The 16,636-nt window shown below is 40.4% G+C and carries 15 protein-coding genes and 1 tRNA gene; 1 reads left to right on the forward strand and 15 read right to left on the reverse strand.

Annotation, left to right across the window (positions count from 1 at the left end):
- Positions 1 to 38: 38 nt before the first annotated feature.
- The 7 genes from AC0NJP_RS16825 to sufC form a co-directional block, all read right to left on the reverse strand.
- Positions 39 to 638: a nitroreductase family protein gene (locus AC0NJP_RS16825; RefSeq protein ID WP_474039766.1), complete on the reverse strand. Its 600-nt coding sequence runs from the start codon at positions 636 to 638 to the stop codon at positions 39 to 41.
- A 37-nt stretch (positions 639 to 675) separates the two neighbouring features.
- The gene (locus AC0NJP_RS16830) at positions 676 to 1,104 is read right to left on the reverse strand and encodes an Rrf2 family transcriptional regulator (protein WP_474039767.1); all 429 of its coding nucleotides are present in this window, start codon (positions 1,102 to 1,104) and stop codon (positions 676 to 678) included.
- 206 nt (positions 1,105 to 1,310) lie between these two features.
- Positions 1,311 to 1,739 carry a Fe-S cluster assembly sulfur transfer protein SufU gene (gene sufU, locus AC0NJP_RS16835; protein ID WP_474039768.1) on the reverse strand — a complete coding sequence of 143 codons (429 nt, stop codon included), beginning with the start codon at positions 1,737 to 1,739 and terminating at the stop codon, positions 1,311 to 1,313.
- A complete protein-coding gene (locus AC0NJP_RS16840) occupies positions 1,726 to 2,958 on the reverse strand; it encodes a cysteine desulfurase (protein ID WP_474700525.1) in 1,233 nt (410 codons plus the stop codon). The genes sufU and AC0NJP_RS16840 overlap by 14 nt, the downstream gene beginning before the upstream one ends.
- A complete protein-coding gene (sufD, locus tag AC0NJP_RS16845; protein ID WP_474039770.1) occupies positions 2,948 to 4,048 on the reverse strand; it encodes a Fe-S cluster assembly protein SufD in 1,101 nt (366 codons plus the stop codon). Before sufD ends, AC0NJP_RS16840 begins: the two co-directional genes overlap by 11 nt.
- Positions 4,049 to 4,059: 11 nt before the next feature.
- Positions 4,060 to 5,466 (reverse strand): Fe-S cluster assembly protein SufB, encoded by a 1,407-nt coding sequence (gene sufB, locus AC0NJP_RS16850; RefSeq protein WP_474039771.1) that lies wholly within the window; start codon positions 5,464 to 5,466, stop codon positions 4,060 to 4,062.
- A gap of 45 nt (positions 5,467 to 5,511) precedes the next feature.
- Complete coding sequence (gene sufC / locus AC0NJP_RS16855; RefSeq protein ID WP_474039772.1) at positions 5,512 to 6,264, reverse strand: Fe-S cluster assembly ATPase SufC; 753 nt, start codon at positions 6,262 to 6,264, stop codon at positions 5,512 to 5,514.
- 311 nt (positions 6,265 to 6,575) lie between these two features.
- Here sufC and AC0NJP_RS16860 point away from each other — a divergent pair, with 311 nt between their 5' ends.
- Complete coding sequence (locus AC0NJP_RS16860) at positions 6,576 to 8,291, forward strand: methyl-accepting chemotaxis protein (protein ID WP_474039773.1); 1,716 nt, start codon at positions 6,576 to 6,578, stop codon at positions 8,289 to 8,291.
- Between the two features lie 375 nt (positions 8,292 to 8,666).
- Here the strand turns inward: AC0NJP_RS16860 and AC0NJP_RS16865 are convergent, their stop codons facing one another.
- The 8 genes from AC0NJP_RS16865 to AC0NJP_RS16900 form a co-directional block, all read right to left on the reverse strand.
- Positions 8,667 to 9,887, reverse strand: coding sequence for an Nramp family divalent metal transporter (locus AC0NJP_RS16865; protein WP_474040063.1), 1,221 nt, complete (start codon positions 9,885 to 9,887; stop codon positions 8,667 to 8,669).
- 69 nt (positions 9,888 to 9,956) lie between these two features.
- Entirely contained in the window at positions 9,957 to 11,834 is a 1,878-nt protein-coding gene (locus tag AC0NJP_RS16870) for an ATP-binding protein (RefSeq protein WP_474700526.1), read from the reverse strand.
- 171 nt (positions 11,835 to 12,005) lie between these two features.
- Positions 12,006 to 12,081, reverse strand: a tRNA-Met gene (locus tag AC0NJP_RS16875).
- Between the two features lie 105 nt (positions 12,082 to 12,186).
- Positions 12,187 to 12,696, reverse strand: coding sequence for a hypothetical protein (locus AC0NJP_RS16880; protein ID WP_474039775.1), 510 nt, complete (start codon positions 12,694 to 12,696; stop codon positions 12,187 to 12,189).
- 30 nt (positions 12,697 to 12,726) lie between these two features.
- Positions 12,727 to 13,470, reverse strand: coding sequence for a C1 family peptidase (locus tag AC0NJP_RS16885; protein WP_474039776.1), 744 nt, complete (start codon positions 13,468 to 13,470; stop codon positions 12,727 to 12,729).
- Positions 13,471 to 13,581: 111 nt separating this feature from the next.
- Positions 13,582 to 15,168, reverse strand: a complete 1,587-nt coding sequence (locus AC0NJP_RS16890) for a DHA2 family efflux MFS transporter permease subunit (RefSeq protein ID WP_474039777.1) — start codon at positions 15,166 to 15,168, stop codon at positions 13,582 to 13,584.
- A 9-nt stretch (positions 15,169 to 15,177) separates the two neighbouring features.
- Complete coding sequence (locus AC0NJP_RS16895) at positions 15,178 to 16,197, reverse strand: HlyD family secretion protein (RefSeq protein ID WP_474039778.1); 1,020 nt, start codon at positions 16,195 to 16,197, stop codon at positions 15,178 to 15,180.
- The gene (locus AC0NJP_RS16900) at positions 16,190 to 16,579 is read right to left on the reverse strand and encodes a PadR family transcriptional regulator (RefSeq protein ID WP_474039779.1); all 390 of its coding nucleotides are present in this window, start codon (positions 16,577 to 16,579) and stop codon (positions 16,190 to 16,192) included. Before AC0NJP_RS16900 ends, AC0NJP_RS16895 begins: the two co-directional genes overlap by 8 nt.
- Positions 16,580 to 16,636: the final 57 nt, after the last annotated feature.

Genomic DNA, 16,636 nt, shown 5'->3' on the forward strand with positions numbered 1-16,636 from the left:
TTAGCGTATAGATCCTAGAACTAAGAGCTTTATCTTGCTTATTTGAAAACCTTAAACCGCGTTTCGAGCGGCTGGCTTTCTTTCGGATCCGGCACCGCTATAGGTTTGCCGAAAGGCATTTGAGCAATTAACTTCCAGGTATCAGGCACTTGCCAATTCTTTTGAACCCCTTCATCGATCAGCGGACTATAATGCTGCAAACTAGCCCCAAGCCCCTCTTCTTCTAAAGCCGTCCAGATAATAAATTGCAGCATCCCTGACGACTGTTCTGACCACCGAGGAAAATTATCCTTGTAGGCAGCAAATTTATTTTGCAATTCAGCCACAACTGTTTGATCTTCAAAATACAATACAGTTCCATAGCCATTTTTAAAAGAATCAATTTTTTGTTCAGTAGCTGCAAAATTTTCACTGGGAACTATTTTCCGCAAGACATCTTTCGTCAATTCCCAAAGACGGTCATGCTCTTTTCCTAATAAGAGTAAAACTCTAGCGCTTTGCGAGTTAAAAGCTGAAGGAGCAAACTGGATGGCATGACGAATGATCTCTTGAATCTTTTCGTCAGAAAGCACCGCTTCTTTGCTAATTCCATAAAAAGACCGTCTGTCTTTCACTGCTGTTAAAAATTCTTTTGCCATTTTCAATCGCCTCACTTTTATTTTTACGTAAATCTATTTAGGAAATCTTAGTTTGTAATGTAGCAATCACAGAGGCTAATGTAATATTTTCCAAAACCTCTTCCATCGCAACTTGCGCCTGCCATAAAAATTTTTCAAGTATCTCTTGCAAATTAGCTCCGATCGGGCAATGTGGATTCGGTTTTTCATGAAACCGAAAGAGTCGTTCTTGCTCTTTTTTCTCCACCGCACGATAGACTGCTAGTAAAGTGATTTCCTCTAATCCTTTTGTCAAATAGGCACCGCCAGTACCAGGATAAACACCGATGAAACCAGCTTGTTTTAATTGAGCAATCAGACGGCGGATGACGACAGGATTCGTATTCACACTTGCTGCAATAAATTCGGAAGTACAGAGAACTTCTTTGGCAATTGCAATGACTGAAAGGATATGTACTGCTACAGTAAACCGACTGCTTGTTCTCATGAGGATCACCTCCTCTTGTAACCATTATAGTTACATCGTATTATTTTGTCAATATTATTTATTAATAAATTTTATTTGTTATTGCAAATTAATAATCATCAAATTTTATTTTAACCCCCCCTTTACTTTTATGACAACACACATAAAAAAGCTGCAGCACTTTTAAAGTGAACTGCAGCTTTTTAGGATTTACCAAAAATCCATTACTATTCTTTTTTTATGGCGCCTTCTAAAGTGTGCCAAGATAAGACAGCACATTTTACTCGCGCTGGCATATTCGAAATATTTTTTAAAGCAATTGCTTCATCAAGCACTTCTAAGGCATCGTCATCAGTAATTTCCCGTTTAATCATGCCCAAAAAAGTCTGAATCAATTCTTGCGCTTTCTCAACGGTTTGTCCCTTAACAAGATCAATCATCATAGAGGTAGATGCTTGAGAGATAGCACAACCAACTCCCGTAAAAGCTGCGTCTTCAATCAAGCCATCGGACAGTTTCAATGACAGTTCTATTTCATCACCGCAGCTTGGATTTCGGCCTTTCAAGACCACTGTCGGTTGCTCAAGCGCTCTTTTGTTCCGTCTTGATTGGTTATGTTCGGCAATAATCTCTGTATATACTTCACTTAGATCCATAGCCAAGAACCCCTCTCACACGGGATAAACTTAAAATCAACTGATCTACATCTTCTTTCGTGTTATAAAAATAGAAGCTTGCCCGGCAAGTTGCATTAACCTGCAAAAATTGCATCAACGGATGAGCGCAATGATGACCTGCCCGAATGGCAACACCATCAGCATCAAGAATCGATGAAACGTCATGCGGGTGAACGTCTTCGACGTTAAAAGAAATAACTCCTGATTTTAAAGCGGCATCTTTCGTACCATAGATCGTCAGGTAGGGCTCTTTCGCCATTTTTTCCAGAGCATAAGAAACAAGCTCTTGCTCTACTTTATGAACCGTATCCATACCGACTTGATTTAAATACTCCACAGCTTTGGCCAATCCCAGGGCCCCGCCTACATTTTGCGTACCAGCCTCAAATTTAGCGGGAAGTTCGGCAAAAGTTGTTTCCTGTTCCTGTACATACTCAATCATATCACCACCGCAAAGGAAAGGCGGCATTTGATTCAACAGTTTTTCTTTACCATAAAGTACGCCGATTCCCATAGGAGACATCATTTTATGGCCTGAAAACACAAAGAAATCTACGTCTAGCGCCGTTACATCCACTTTCATATGGGGCGTACTCTGAGCTCCGTCTAAAATAGCAATAGCACCAACAGAATGGGCTTTAGCGATAATTTTCTCAACGGGATTCACAATCCCCAGTACATTAGAAATCTGAGTCACTGCTACAATTTTCGTTTTATCCGTAATTTTAGCAGCAAGCTCTTCATCGGTAATTAAGCCTTGGTCATTAATATACAAGTATTTCAAAACGGCGCCCTTCGCCCTAGCAACTTGCTGCCAAGGAACAAGATTGCTATGATGCTCGGCAATGGAAATGACAATTTCATCGCCAGGTTGAATAAAGGTCATACCGTAACTATAAGCAATCAGATTTAAAGACTCTGTAGCATTTTTCGTAAAAATAACTTCACAACTCTTACTTGCACCAATAAAATCTTTGACAATTTCACGAGAATTCTCATAGATTTCTGTAGCTTTTACACTTAAATCATAAGCGCCACGATGGGGATTGGCATTGAACGTTTCATAATACTCATCAACAGCTCGAATCACTGATAGAGGCTTTTGCGTCGTTGCGCCATTATCGAGATACACTAGCCGCTTGCCATTCATAGGTTTGTTTAAAATAGGAAAATCTTGTACATAAGGATTACCCGACATGTGCTAAACGCCTCCTAATAAATTCGCCAATCGCTTCTTGAATCGCAGCAACAGGTATTTTATCAATAATTGGTTGAAATGAAGCTTCTATAATCAGTTTTTTCGCCTCGATCTCGCTAATCCCACGGCTCATCAGATAAAAAAGTTGTTCTTCATCCATTTGGCCGGTGCTAGCAGCATGCTGCCCTTCTACATCAGCTTCAGAACAAAGCATGAGCGGAATAGAACGATTGCGCACTTTCGGACTGAGAAGCACTGTATATTCTTCTTCTTTCCCAACAGCTCCCCGTGAGCCTGTTACAAAATCAAGCGTACCTCTAAATATTTTTTGACTTTCGTCAAGCAAAGCGCCACGGCTGATTATTTCACCGTTTACTTGCTTACCAAGAAAGGTCATGACATAATTGATATCAATTTTTCGCGCCTGATCGCCAAAATAAATAGAATACACTTTGCCTTCAGCCTCTTTACCATTAAGACTCGTCTTATGATTCGTCACCGAACACTTCGAACCGAGCTCCACTAACGTAAAGTCAACGCGGGCTCCCGCTTCTACAACCGAACCAGTACCATCAAACTGCAAGGACTGATCGCTAAGAAGCTGCACTTTGATAATATGGATTTTGGCGCCTTTTTTAGCGTAGACTTTCGTCAAACCACTATGAAAAGCGGTGCTTTCACCAGTATAGCAAAGGATAATCGTCGCTTCACTATCCTCTTCTGCGACAACGACTTGCTGATCTATTACAGTTGGATTTTCCGAATCAAACTCATAATGAAATACAATCGGTTCAGTGACTTTTGCGTCTTTTGCTATCGTCACTAAATGACCGCTGTTTTCATTTAAAGCTACAAACTGTTCCATAGGTTCACTAACGCCTGCAGCTATTTTACCTGCTAACGCAGCGTAATCTTGGCGTGTCTTGTGATCTTCCGTCACAACAACACCGTCAGGTATTTTGGTTTTTAAAACCGATTTATGATAAGGCATTATAGTCGGAATGGTTTCTTCTAAATTCACTTCATTCACGCCCAGCCATCGCCATGTCTTTACAGGAATCGGGTTCATTTTTTTCATCAATTCTTGCATGCGAGCGCCTCCTAACCAATCGTTCCTTCCAACTCTAAATTAATCAAATTATTCATTTCCACGGCATATTCTAAGGGTAGTTCCTTGGCGATCGGTTCGGCAAAGCCCCGAACAATCATCGCTTTGGCTTCCTTTTCACTAATGCCGCGACTCATAAGGTAAAAAATTGCTTCATCACTAATTCTGCCGATTTTCGCTTCATGACCAATATCGACTTCATCATTTAAAATATCCATGGTCGGTAAAGTATCAGACCGTGACTCGGAATCGAGCATAAGGGATTCACAGTTTACCGACGACTTACAGTGATGGGCATTAGAACCGACTTTAATTGCACCACGATAAACGGCTACGCCGCCTCCCTTGGAAATAGAACGAGAGCTAATATTAGAAGATGTATAAGGAGCAGCATGAACAATCTTAGCCCCTGTATCAAGGGTCTGACCAGCCGATGCAAAAGTAATGCCGCTAAAATCAGCCTTCGCACCTTCTCCTTTTAAAATACTCATAGGATAGAGCATCGAAATTTTCGAACCGAATGATCCTGATACCCATTCTATGGAACCATTTTTCTCGACAACAGCCCGTTTTGTATTCAAATTGAGCATATTTCTTGACCAATTTTCAATTGTCGAGTAGCGTAGCGTTGCATCTTCTTTTACATAAAGTTCTACACAACCGGCGTGAAGATTTGTTACATTATACTTCGGCGCAGAACACCCTTCAATAAAATGAAGCTTCGCTCCTTTATCAACAATAATCAAGGTATGTTCAAATTGACCTGAACCCGGTGAGTTAAGACGGAAATACGATTGAAGCGGAATATCTACTGTCACTCCTGGCGGCACGTAGACAAAAGAGCCACCAGACCAAACAGCTCCATGTAGAGCAACAAACTTATGGTCGCTTGGCGGAACCAGCTTCATAAAATATTCCTTAACCATCGGCTCATATTCTTTCACCGCTGTTTCCATATCCGTATAAACAACGCCCTGTTTAACAAGATCTTCGCGAACACTATGATAGACAACCTCAGAATCATACTGAGCGCCAACACCAGCTAAGGATTCTTTTTCAGCTTGAGGAATTCCTAAGCGTTCAAAAGTATTTTTAATGTCGTCGGGAACTTCTTGCCAATTTCCTTTCATCTCTGTATCAGGACGCACATACGTAACAATTTCATCCATATTCAATTCATCAAGCGACGGTCCCCACTCAGGCAGAGCAATCTGATTATAAACCTCTAAGGAATGGAGACGAAATTGAAGCATCCACTCTGGTTCATTCTTTTCGCGGGAAATTTTTGTCACAATCTCTGCTGTTAATCCTTGGGAAACTTTATAGCGGTAGCGATCTTCATTTTTAATATCATAAAGACCTCTATCAATATCAGCTACAGCTGTTCTTTTCTTTTCCACTCTATTCACCTCACGGTTTCTGCCATTAGCCTAATAGGCCAACGTTTACTGGTTGGCCGCCACATCTAAATGGAGGAAACCATTTTCATTAATTTCCGAAATCAAGGCCGCATCACCTGTTTGAATGATCTTGCCATGCATTAATACATGCACACAGTCGACCGCTAAATGTTCCAAGATTTTTGTGTTATGAGTAATGATCAAAACGGCATTGTCCTCGTTTTTGAACTGACTTACGCCTGCTGATACAATACGAACTGCATCCACATCAAGACCAGAGTCAGTTTCATCAAGCAAAGCCAGTTTTGGATTCGTAATCATCATTTGCAAAATTTCATTGCGCTTCTTTTCGCCGCCAGAAAAGCCCACATTAAGATATCTCGCTGCATAGCTGCTGTCCATCTTTAGAGATTCCATTGTTTTCTTTAATTCTTTTTTAAAGGGAAGAATTTTTACCGGTTCGCCCGTAATTGCATTTTTGGCAGTACGTAAAAAATTCTCTACAGTAATCCCAGGAATTTCTTCCGGGTTTTGAAACGAAAGAAACAAACCCCGTCTCGCCCGTTCATCCGTTTTTAATGCGCCAATATCTTCGCCTTCAAATTGAATAGAACCTGCGGTAATTTCATATTTGGGGTGTCCCATAATCAAATTCATCAACGTGGATTTACCTGAACCATTGGGTCCCATAATAACATGGACTTCCCCTTTACGAATTGTTAAATCAAGACCTTTTAAGATTTCCTTGCCATCTACGGCCGCGTGTAAATCATGAATTTCTAACAAAGTTTCCGCCATTTTATTCACCTCATTCATTCTTATCAAACAGCTTTACCCAAACTGATTATTTCTGGATAAAAAAGCATACTATTCCTACCGAATTACTAGGATTTAAACTTATTCTATTCTCTTTATCAGTAACTGTCAATTCCTCTAGAACAAATTCCAAATATTAAAAATACTCGTTAACATCAACTGATTGTCTAGGTTTTTAGTCTCATCTTTTTACACAAATAGATATTTTGTTACATTTGTTTTGACAGCAAGAGAAAATCATGTAAAATTATAAAATAAAATAGCCTAAACAAGATACATAGGGAGGGAAAAAAATGGCCTTTTTTAGAAACTTAAAAGTGCCCTTTAAGTTAGGATGTCTGATTGGTATTGCCGTACTCAGTCTGATCCTCGTCGGAACAACTGGCTATCTTTACTTACAAAAGTCGGCCCACGACATGGAAGATTTATACAAAGACCGACTGATTCCGGTACAGGTTTTAAATGAAAGCCGCGCCAACGTAGTTCGCATGAATTCCGCTTTATTAGAACTTATGCTCACAACAGATCCGAAAAAAAATGATGAATTAAAAAATATTATTTCTGATCGCAAGGAAAAATTAAGCAATAATGTAGCACTAGTAGAAAAACTTCCCAGTGATGCTACTACAGCTGAACTAATCAATAAAGTTAAACAATCACTGGAAAAATACCACGCTATAAGTCAAACAAGTTATAAACTATCTCTAGAAAATAAAAATAAGGAAGCTTATGAGATTTACGCCCGCGATGTTGATAAAATAGCCGTAGAAGTAGTCGACAACATGCGCGAACTTGCATTGTACTACAACAAACTAGCTGAAACAACGAATAATAATACGCAAAAAGCGGTAGCTACTGCATCACTGATCACAATAGCGATGATTCTCTTTTCCCTTCTACTACTTGTCGGTAGCGGCTTATATTTCTCACGTTTAATTACAATACCTTTAAATAAAATGGTCTTATTTTGTCAAGAGTTGGCATCCGGTGATTTTCGCGATAAACCGCGTACCGTATTGCAACAAGACGAAATTGGGACAGTAGCCAATGAACTTGTTGCGATGAAAAATAGCTTACGTACCCTTATGCATCAAGTAAAAAGTTCTTCTGAGCAACTTGCTAGCGCCTCAGAAGAATTGACAGCGAGCGCCGAACAATCTGCCTTAGCTTCTACGCAGGTAGCCGAATCTATTACTGCAGTAGCTAGCGGCGCTCAAGCTCAGTTAGTCTCTACGAATCGAACAGCCACTGTAGTCAATCAAATTAGCAGTTCACTACAGCAAGTCTCTCAAAAGGCGAATGAAGCTGCCAATCAGTCATCAGAAACAACGGAAACAGCCTCTGCTGGTAATCAGGCGGTAGAAAAAGCCGTTCACCAAATGCAATCGATTGAAACAACTGTTCTTTCCTCCGCCCAAGTAGTTGAAAAACTGGGCGAACGTTCTAAAGAGATTGGCCAAATTGTCGACACCATTTCAGGAATTGCCGGTCAGACGAATTTACTGGCTTTAAACGCAGCAATTGAAGCCGCCAGAGCTGGCGAGCAAGGACGAGGCTTCGCTGTCGTCGCCGAGGAAGTACGAAAACTAGCGGAACAATCCCAAGATGCTGCCAAACAAATTGCCTCACTTATTGAAGAAATTCAAATTGATACAGATAAAGCAGTCACTGCCATGAATACAGGCACTCGCGAAGTAAAAGTAGGTGCCACAACCGTAGCTGCGTCGGGCCAATCCTTCCAAGAAATCAGTACAAAAGTACAGCTTGTCTCTGAGCAAGCTCGGGAAATTTCTGCTGCAATTAAGGAAATCGCCACTTCCAGCCAAGAAGTCCTTAATTCCGTTCAAGAGATTGATCGCGTAAGTCGTAACGCTTCCAGCGAAACAGAAACAGTCTCTGCTGCAACAGAGGAACAATCTGCTTCGATGGAAGAAATTGCAGCTGCTAGTCAAGCCTTAGCCAAACTAGCTTCCGATCTACAAGGATCACTACTCCGCTTCCAACTTTAAATTGCACTCTGGTCACAACGCAAAAAAAGCTGTCCTATGCGAAAAACGCTAGGGCAGCTTTTATTCATGATAAAATTGTTTAATGTTCTTTTTCTTCGAATAAGCGACATAACGTAACATAGGTATGCGGACGAACAAAAAACCATCCTAATAAAGTCGCAAACAAGAGCGCAGCAATAATTGTAAAAATCATAGGTACCGCCACCTTTCCAATAAGGGTTTATTTTTAGAATATTCTATATCTTATTTATTTTTCCTGCAATTTATGCAATAAAAATAAAAAGCTTACTGAAAAAATCCTCCAGCAAGCTTCATTGCTTAACACTTATGATGCAAAATATATCATAAAACACAAAAAGTGTCAATGGATATTCATTAAAACAGCATATCAATAAGCAAAAGAATATTTAGAACCGAAACAATAATGCCGATCGACCATAATAAAATTTTCTGCAACTTCGTATTGGCATACTCCCCCATTACTTTCGACGAAGAGGTCAGATAAATCTGCATAAAAATCGTCCAAGGAAGCTGTATACTAAGCGCAACTTGCGAGTAAATCAATCCCTGAAAGGGATCGTCAATAAAAAGAATGATGAGTACAGAAAAGCCGTAGGTCAACAAAACACCTAGCCAGGAATGACGATCTTTTATATCGTAGGGTTCTTTAAAAATCCCGGCAAAAATACTTCCGCCAGCCATCCCAGCTGTAGTCGTAGAGGCAATGCCTGAAAACAAGAGAGCTACAGCAAAAATCATGGCCGCATGATTCCCCAAAAGAGGCTTCAACATTTCCTGAGCTTGCTCTAATTCAGTGACTTCCACGTGATTTGTGAAAAAAACAGCTGCAGCAATCAAAATCATGGCACTATTAATTGCCCAACCAATGCCCATTGAGGCTAGCGTATCAATAAATTCATAACGAAGCTGTCTTTTAATTACAGCTCGATCTGCCAAGTTCCATTGGCGGCTCTGAATAATTTCCGAATGCAAAAACAAATTATGAGGCATAACAACGGCACCTAAAACGCTCATAACTACAGTCATAGCCCCTTCGGGAACAGCTGGTGTTACCCAGCCCACAGCGGCCTGCGGCCAATCAAGATTTACCAAGCTTACTTCAAACAAAAAAGAAAAGCCAATAATTGAAACAAAGCCAATAATAAGTGTTTCTAGTTTTTTATAAGAATTAGACCAAAGCAGCCAGCCACACAAAAGAGCTGAAAGTACAGCGGCAACCTTTATGGGCAGATGAAATAAAATATGTATCGCAATGGCGCCACCTAAAATTTCAGCTAGACTTGTAGCAATAGAGGCGCCAACAGCGGAAATCAGCAAGGATCGTGATATCCAAGGCTTTAAATATATCGTGGCGGCTTCCGATAGACAAAGTCCTGTAACAATCCCCAAATGAGCCACATTATGCTGCAAAAAAATCAGCATAATTGTTGATATCGTAACCATCCATAATAATGCATAACCGTAATCAGCACCTGCCGCCATATTGGCAGCCCAATTGCCAGGGTCAATAAATCCTACCGTTACCAATATTCCCGGTCCGATATAGCGCAAAAACTCTCGTGATTTCTGGCTCATAATATGAGTATCTCGAAAATAACAGATCAATCGCTTCACAGCTTTTCCTCCCAACATCTTGTCTTTTAACTATTCTAGCGTATAAGGCAATTGAATTATAAAGCTGCTGCCACTCCCCGGTTCGCTCGTAACAAGTAATCTTCCCTGATGTTTATTGACAATAATATCACGCGAAATACTAAGCCCCAGACCAATTTCTGTTTTTGTTAACTTGGTTGTATAAAATGGATTAAAAATTTCCTTTAAAACAGTCTCATCAATACCGATCCCCGAATCATGAATGGAACAGCAAACCCACCCCGATTCTTCATAAGTTCGAATACGAATAGACCCCTTTTTTTCAGACTTTTGACAAGCAATAGCCTGCGCAGCATTCGTTAAAAGATGAAAAATTGCCTGATTAATCTGACGTTCTCTGACATACAAGGAAGGGACGTTTCCCAATTCAACAACAAGATCAGCCACAGCTTGAATCTCATGCGCAACGACACTTAACGCCGCCTTTACCCCTTCATTTATTTGATACTCCGCCAAAGTTTCTTCTTGTTCGGCTCTAGCAAAAAGCTTCAAAGCTCGTACAATATTTACCACATGATTTAAACGTTGATCCGTTTCCGCCAAAGTCATATCTAAATCAACCAAGCCATAATCAAGCTTCTGCTTCTTGATTAGTTCTGTAATTGCGTCCGCTTTTGTTTGCAGTAATATCATTTTTTCTCGTAAAGAAAATTCATGCAACGCCTGAAAAATATGAATTATAGCAACAATACGCTCCAAATATTGTTGCAGCATAGAAAAATCATCTAAAATCCAATACAATCGCGAATGTTTCTTGATATGTTTCAGATTTAGAAATTCATGCTGTTGTGTTTTAAATTTCCCCAAAATGTTGGTAAATTCAAAGGGCTCCGTTTGTAATATTTCTTCAAATACATGTTGTTCAGTAATATCCTGCTCTACTTCCAAAGCATAGGCCCGATGGCCTTGCTCAGTACTGATAGGTGAAATGGAAATCAAGGCCCAATGGCGTTGACCATCTTTTTTCCAATTATAAACTTCTCCATGCCATTTTTCGCCCTGTGAAACAGTCTCTATTATAGCCTGATACAATTCTTCGCAATAGGTTTCACCATTTACCGCTTTTGTCAATTGCTTAAAATGAGAACTGGCATAAGTAACACAACTATCTAAGTCAGTAATAATCGTAACACCCGAGCTTTGTTCCAACGCTGCTGCAACCTGTCGTATTTCTTCCTGTACAACAGCCCATGCTGCAATATCCCCAGCCATATCAAGATCCTTAGAGCATACCAATGTATTAGCAAAGGCAATACTAGCTACTTCGGCAAAACGAGCTAGCCATAATAAGCCATAATTAGCCATTTCAATACGAACTTCATCAAAAGCCAGTCCTAAAACCCCTTGTATCTTTCCGTCTATAAGCAAAGGAACACCAATGATCGTCTTAAAATCGACTGTAAAAATCCGCTTCTCCCATACAGAATAATCCTCTACAAAAAAGGGCTGTCCCGTATGCCAGATTTCACCGATAAATCCTTCATTAACTCGAACTGCTCGTCCTGTGAACTGTCGAAAGAACCCAAAACCTTGTTTCAAAATAAATTCTCGACGTTTTTCCCAAAAAAAGAAAAATCCATGAGATGCTTGAAATAATTGTACCGCTTTATCAAGAATTTGTGCAGCAACCTCATTCGTTTCAGAAATTTCTAAAAGTCCTAAAACATTGTCACACTCAGCCGAAGAGCCATTACTTATTTTTTGTTGCTGCCCTTCCTGTTGTTTCACATCGCTCAATTGTGATAAAAATTCCATAACAGAAGTCATCTTATTTGTTAAATGAACATCAGCACGACACCGCTCTTTAAAATAGCACAAATCTCGCTGCATACTTTCTAGGAGCAACATACAAGTTTTATTATTCTTCATAAATTCGCCCTCCGCTCCACAACCACGAGCATCGCAATCTTCCTTGAATATACGAAAATACAGCGACTAAAAATACTATATACATAAAAATTCAAGAGTTAAGGCAACTTTCCTGCTAGAAACTATAAAACAAGCCCCTGTTAAACACAGGGGCTTGTTTTATAGTTTAAATGGTTGCGGGGACAGGACTTGAACCTGTGACCTTCGGGTTATGAGCCCGACGAGCTGCCAGCTGCTCCACCCCGCGTCGTTGTTTCCTTATCTTACACCTTATCGAACGCTTTGTCAAATTTTCTACTTAAATCTTTACTTGGAAAATATATTATTCGGTGCATAAGCCTGAGCGTAAAATTTATTTTTTGCAAACCTCCGATAAAACTAAACTGCCAATTTTCTGCACAGCCTCCATTAAGATAAGCGGAGTTATATCATCAGCAGGAATCCCCGGTAGTATGTCAATTCCCCCAGCGCGAATAATTCTAGTATCATCTTCTGAGCAATCGCCCGTTTTTTCGCCATCGCCTTCTGTAATGATCCCAGCTACTGTATAAATTAAACCATTCCAAACAGCGAGCCAACCATAGCCTCGGCCCGTAATTTCATTGAATTTTGCTCGACAAGACTCCATATCAGGAATTTCAAGTTCATAGACACGCACAATTTCTGGATCAAAACAATATTTATCCTTTGTCTGAAAACCATCAATAAGCGCTTCGCCATAACACTCATCAACAATAATACCGCAGTGAGATGGAATGAATCCATCCTTTACAGTAGCTTTAAGCTTCTGTATATTCCGAATCGTCTCCGACACGAAACCCTCACCATGAATAAAGACAATTTTAATCTTCTCCTTACTCATTGTGGCTATTCTCCTCTCAACCGCTGATAGCTATCCTCTACTAGTCCAACAGTCATTGATATAGCCTTTCCGATAATAGTCATAGGGAAGGTAAAAATACCCTTGGTCACCCCATTTTACTCCCCAAGAATTTCTCACAATGAATTGCTCGTTAGAATCATCATAGCCAACAACAAGTACAGCATGGCCACCAAGCAGTTCTTCCACGTCTGTTTTAGGTAAAGGAACAATCCCGGTAGCAGCTACGTCTTTCCCTTCAAAAGATGAATACACTTCCATCCCAATAACTACGGGAAGCTCTTCTGCAACAGACGCTTTAATCTGAATTAAGGAAGTAATCCGATGATATTCCGTTATTTTATAAAGAGCAGCAGCGGCAAGCTCTTGCTCTGTCGGGGATTGTGCAAATGTTTGAATATTATATGGCCAAACCGCTTCAGGACACACGCCAATTTTTTGTAATACTTTCATGCCATCACGAATTTGCGCTCCACTATCTTCATTCACAGTTCCCTCTAAATATCGTTCTTCCCAGTACAAAAATAAGCGTGACAGGGCAACCCAGGCATTTGCCGTTTTCAGCATATATTCACGTAAGCCACTGGCAATCGCATTGGCAGTGCAAGAACCTAACTGCCCTTGATCAACAATGGGACTACATTTCTCGCGAAGGTCTATTTTGACTGGCAAAGCTTTTACTTCTTTAAAACAAGTTGTGCAAAAAATATAATCTCTTAGGTCCGTTGAATCTTTCTGTAATAAATACTTACGCAATAGAATACGCCTCCTCTGCTTATACTTTATTCTCAAATAGCTTTATAGGTGCCATTTTCCCGTCAGTTTATAAAAAAGCTATCTGCCAAAAAAGCAGATAGCTTTATAAATTTACGAACTTGAAACTGATGATACAGACTCCGAATCGCCCAAAGCGGCTTCTTTTAAAACGGGTTTCGCAGACTTACCAATTAGCAATGACGCAATAATGCCGCCACTTGCTAGTAATGCGGCAATCTGAAAAGTATCACCATAGGCCATGACCGCCGCTTGCTGTTCGACCATTGACTGTAGAACAGCAAGCGCTGCTGTATAAGCCTGGCTTACCGGCATACCATTCAGTACAAAACCGGCCTGCAATGTCGATATAACTTGTTGCGCTAGTAAGGAAAAACTATCAATATGGTTAGAAAGTATCTCACGATGAAATACCTGTCTCTGATCTAGAATAGTCCCTAAAACAGCAATTCCCACACTGCCGCCAACGTTTTTAAATAGATTAAAAACGCCTGAGCCTACACCCGTTTTCTCTTTGGGCAAAGTGGCCATAGCTGCGTTAGATAAAGGAGACATAGTCAATGCGAGCCCGGCCCCCATCAAAACCAATCGCACAGCAATAAATAAATACCCTGTATCGCTTGTCATCGTGTGAAAAGAATAGAGTGAAATAGATAGTAGCGTCATTCCAGCTAAAGTTGGAAGTTTGCCGCCCACTCGGTCAGCCAGTTTTCCTCCCATCGGAGCTAATAGTATCATTGAACCAATTAAGGGAAATAAAGCAAGACCGGCATGAATCGGCGTATAGTGTAAAATATTTCTTAGAAAAAAGGGAATTAAAAACAAACCGCCATTTAAAGCCATGAAGGTTAGAAAACCAACAATATTGGCTGCTGCAAAGGTGGTGTTTTCAAATAAATGCAAATCTACTAATGGAGCTTGGCTATGACTTTCTACATATAAAAAAGCCGCCATACTGAAAAGCATAATTGTAAATAAACTAAGAATATAAAGGGAAGTCCAGCCTTCTTTAGCCCCACGATTTAAAGCAATAATCAAAGTGCTTAAACTTGTTACCAGCGCGATACCGCCAACATAGTCGATTTTTTCGGAAACATTGCCAAGTTCCGACTCCTGCAGTACTGTCACGGCCAAGATAATTCCCAGGGCGGAAATTGGTACAATGCTATTAAAGAGCATGCGCCAATTCATATACTCGACAATATAACCACCAACAGTCGGTCCAAGTACAGCGCCGGAAGCAGCAAACGCCCCCCACATCCCCATAGCTTGGCCGCGTTCATTCGGTGGAAAGGCATCAGACACCAAGGTCATAGCGTTAGGGAAAAACATCGCTGCCCCAAGCCCCTGCAATACTCGAAATCCAATGACAGAACTGCTACTCCAAGCTAAACCAACCATCATGGTTGCCAAAGTAAACACAACGAGTCCGCTAACATACATTTTTTTACGCCCAAATTGGTCACCAAACTTCCCCATGATTGGCAAAGTAGCACCATAAGGAATCATGTAAGAAAGTAATACCCAGGTAACCGTATCCATAGTAAAACCAAAGGTATTCATAATATTGGATAAAGCAATATCTAAAGAGCTTGTTACATAACCACTTAGCACGGTTCCCAGTGAAACAGTAAATAGAACCAGATACTTATGGGGTTTTTGAGTTATAGACTCTAGCATTTCTTCCACCTACCTTGTATGAATTTTAACAGTAGAAGACATGCCAGGCTTTAAAATTAAGTTTTCTGCGTCAATCACTTTGATTTTCACAGCAAGGCGTTGCGTCACTTTCGTGAAATTGCCTGAACTATTATCAGCAGGCAGCAATGCAAATTGTGATCCTGTAGCTGCGCCAATATCCATGACTTCTCCTTTTAAAGTTTTTCCTGGATAGGCATCAACAATAAAATCGACTTGCTGCCCTAGTTTAACTTGTCCAACTTCTGTTTCCTCTATATTTGCCTCAATCCAAGCGCCAGCCGGATTGGTAACACTGTATAAAGTCTGACCTACTGCCACCATCTCTCCCATATCGATAGGCACTTTAGCAACAACACCAGCAACAGGCGCTTTGATTACGGAATACTCCAACTGTAGTTGAGCATTTTTTAATGCAGCGAACGCTTGATCCACTTGAGCCTTGGCAGCTTGGCGATCTTGCTCTGTCGCCCCCTCGTTCATGAGACTCAATCCTGCTGTAGCGCCATTATATTGAGATTCTGCTACTTTTAGGGCAGTTTGACTCGCGTCACGCTGCTGTTCCGCGATAGCGCCTTGTTCGAACAGTCTTTCAACTCGTTCATAATTTTTTTGCGCATTCGCTAAATTTGCCGCTGCTTGTTCAACAGAAGCCTCGGACTGAGTAACTTGCTGTGGACGGCTTCCCACTTGAAGCGAAGCCAATTTTGCCTGAGTCGAATTCAAATTAGCCTGAGCCTGTTCCACCTGAATTTTCAAAGAGCTGCTGTCTATCTCAGCAAGAATTTGACCAACTTCTACATACTCGCCTTCTTTTACCAGCAATTTATCAATTTGTCCAGGAATCTTAGTGCTTACATTGACTATGTTATTTTTAACTCTAGCATCATCTGTCGAAATTATACTGCTAGAAATAGTCCACCACCAAAAGCCCGCTGCAGTCAGAACTCCTACAACCGCACTAGCTGCTATCGTGATCTGGCGCTTACTAAAGTTCTTTATTTTAATCATAGTTCTCACTCTTTTCTTTAATTGCTTCGCCAAATAAAAGACGGCGCATTACGGTTTGACACTGTTCCAGTTCTAAAAATTTAAATTTCACGACTTCTTTTACACGTTCAAAATAAGCTAGTCCCGAGACAGTTAAAGTATAAATCCTCTTTCCCCGTGTTTTAGGATTCTCCCAGCTTCCGTGTACATAGCCATCTTCCTCCATTTGGCGCAGCAACGGATAAATAAAATTGGGATTGGGCTTAATTGTATCTTCCGTAAGCCGACTAATTTCCTCGGCAATTTGATTACCATAGGCTGATTTTTCTTTTAAAATCGTTATAATAAGAAAGCCTGTTACAAGCTTAATCCACATTTTTCGCTCATTTGTAGCAAGTGACATATTTACACCTCTTTATGTTTACATAATCAATTAACTTTAACATTATTAATCTTAATA

The organism is Pelorhabdus sp. sgz311002, assembly GCF_056134285.1.

Bases quoted from the DNA above. Each gene is read 5' to 3' on its own strand.
- sufU (WP_474039768.1), bottom strand. From the start codon at position 1,739: ATGGATCTAAGTGAAGTATATACAGAGATTATTGCCGAACATAACCAA.
- sufC (WP_474039772.1), bottom strand. From the start codon at position 6,264: ATGGCGGAAACTTTGTTAGAAATTCATGATTTACACGCGGCCGTAGAT.
- AC0NJP_RS16895 (WP_474039778.1), bottom strand. From the start codon at position 16,197: ATGATTAAAATAAAGAACTTTAGTAAGCGCCAGATCACGATAGCAGCT.
- AC0NJP_RS16840 (WP_474700525.1), bottom strand. From the start codon at position 2,958: ATGTCGGGTAATCCTTATGTACAAGATTTTCCTATTTTAAACAAACCT.
- sufD (WP_474039770.1), bottom strand. From the start codon at position 4,048: ATGCAAGAATTGATGAAAAAAATGAACCCGATTCCTGTAAAGACATGG.
- AC0NJP_RS16830 (WP_474039767.1), bottom strand. From the start codon at position 1,104: ATGAGAACAAGCAGTCGGTTTACTGTAGCAGTACATATCCTTTCAGTC.
- AC0NJP_RS16825 (WP_474039766.1), bottom strand. From the start codon at position 638: ATGGCAAAAGAATTTTTAACAGCAGTGAAAGACAGACGGTCTTTTTAT.
- AC0NJP_RS16865 (WP_474040063.1), bottom strand. From the start codon at position 9,887: ATGAGCCAGAAATCACGAGAGTTTTTGCGCTATATCGGACCGGGAATA.
- AC0NJP_RS16890 (WP_474039777.1), bottom strand. From the start codon at position 15,168: ATGCTAGAGTCTATAACTCAAAAACCCCATAAGTATCTGGTTCTATTT.
- AC0NJP_RS16870 (WP_474700526.1), bottom strand. From the start codon at position 11,834: ATGAAGAATAATAAAACTTGTATGTTGCTCCTAGAAAGTATGCAGCGA.
- AC0NJP_RS16880 (WP_474039775.1), bottom strand. From the start codon at position 12,696: ATGAGTAAGGAGAAGATTAAAATTGTCTTTATTCATGGTGAGGGTTTC.
- AC0NJP_RS16900 (WP_474039779.1), bottom strand. From the start codon at position 16,579: ATGTCACTTGCTACAAATGAGCGAAAAATGTGGATTAAGCTTGTAACA.
- AC0NJP_RS16860 (WP_474039773.1), top strand. From the start codon at position 6,576: ATGGCCTTTTTTAGAAACTTAAAAGTGCCCTTTAAGTTAGGATGTCTG.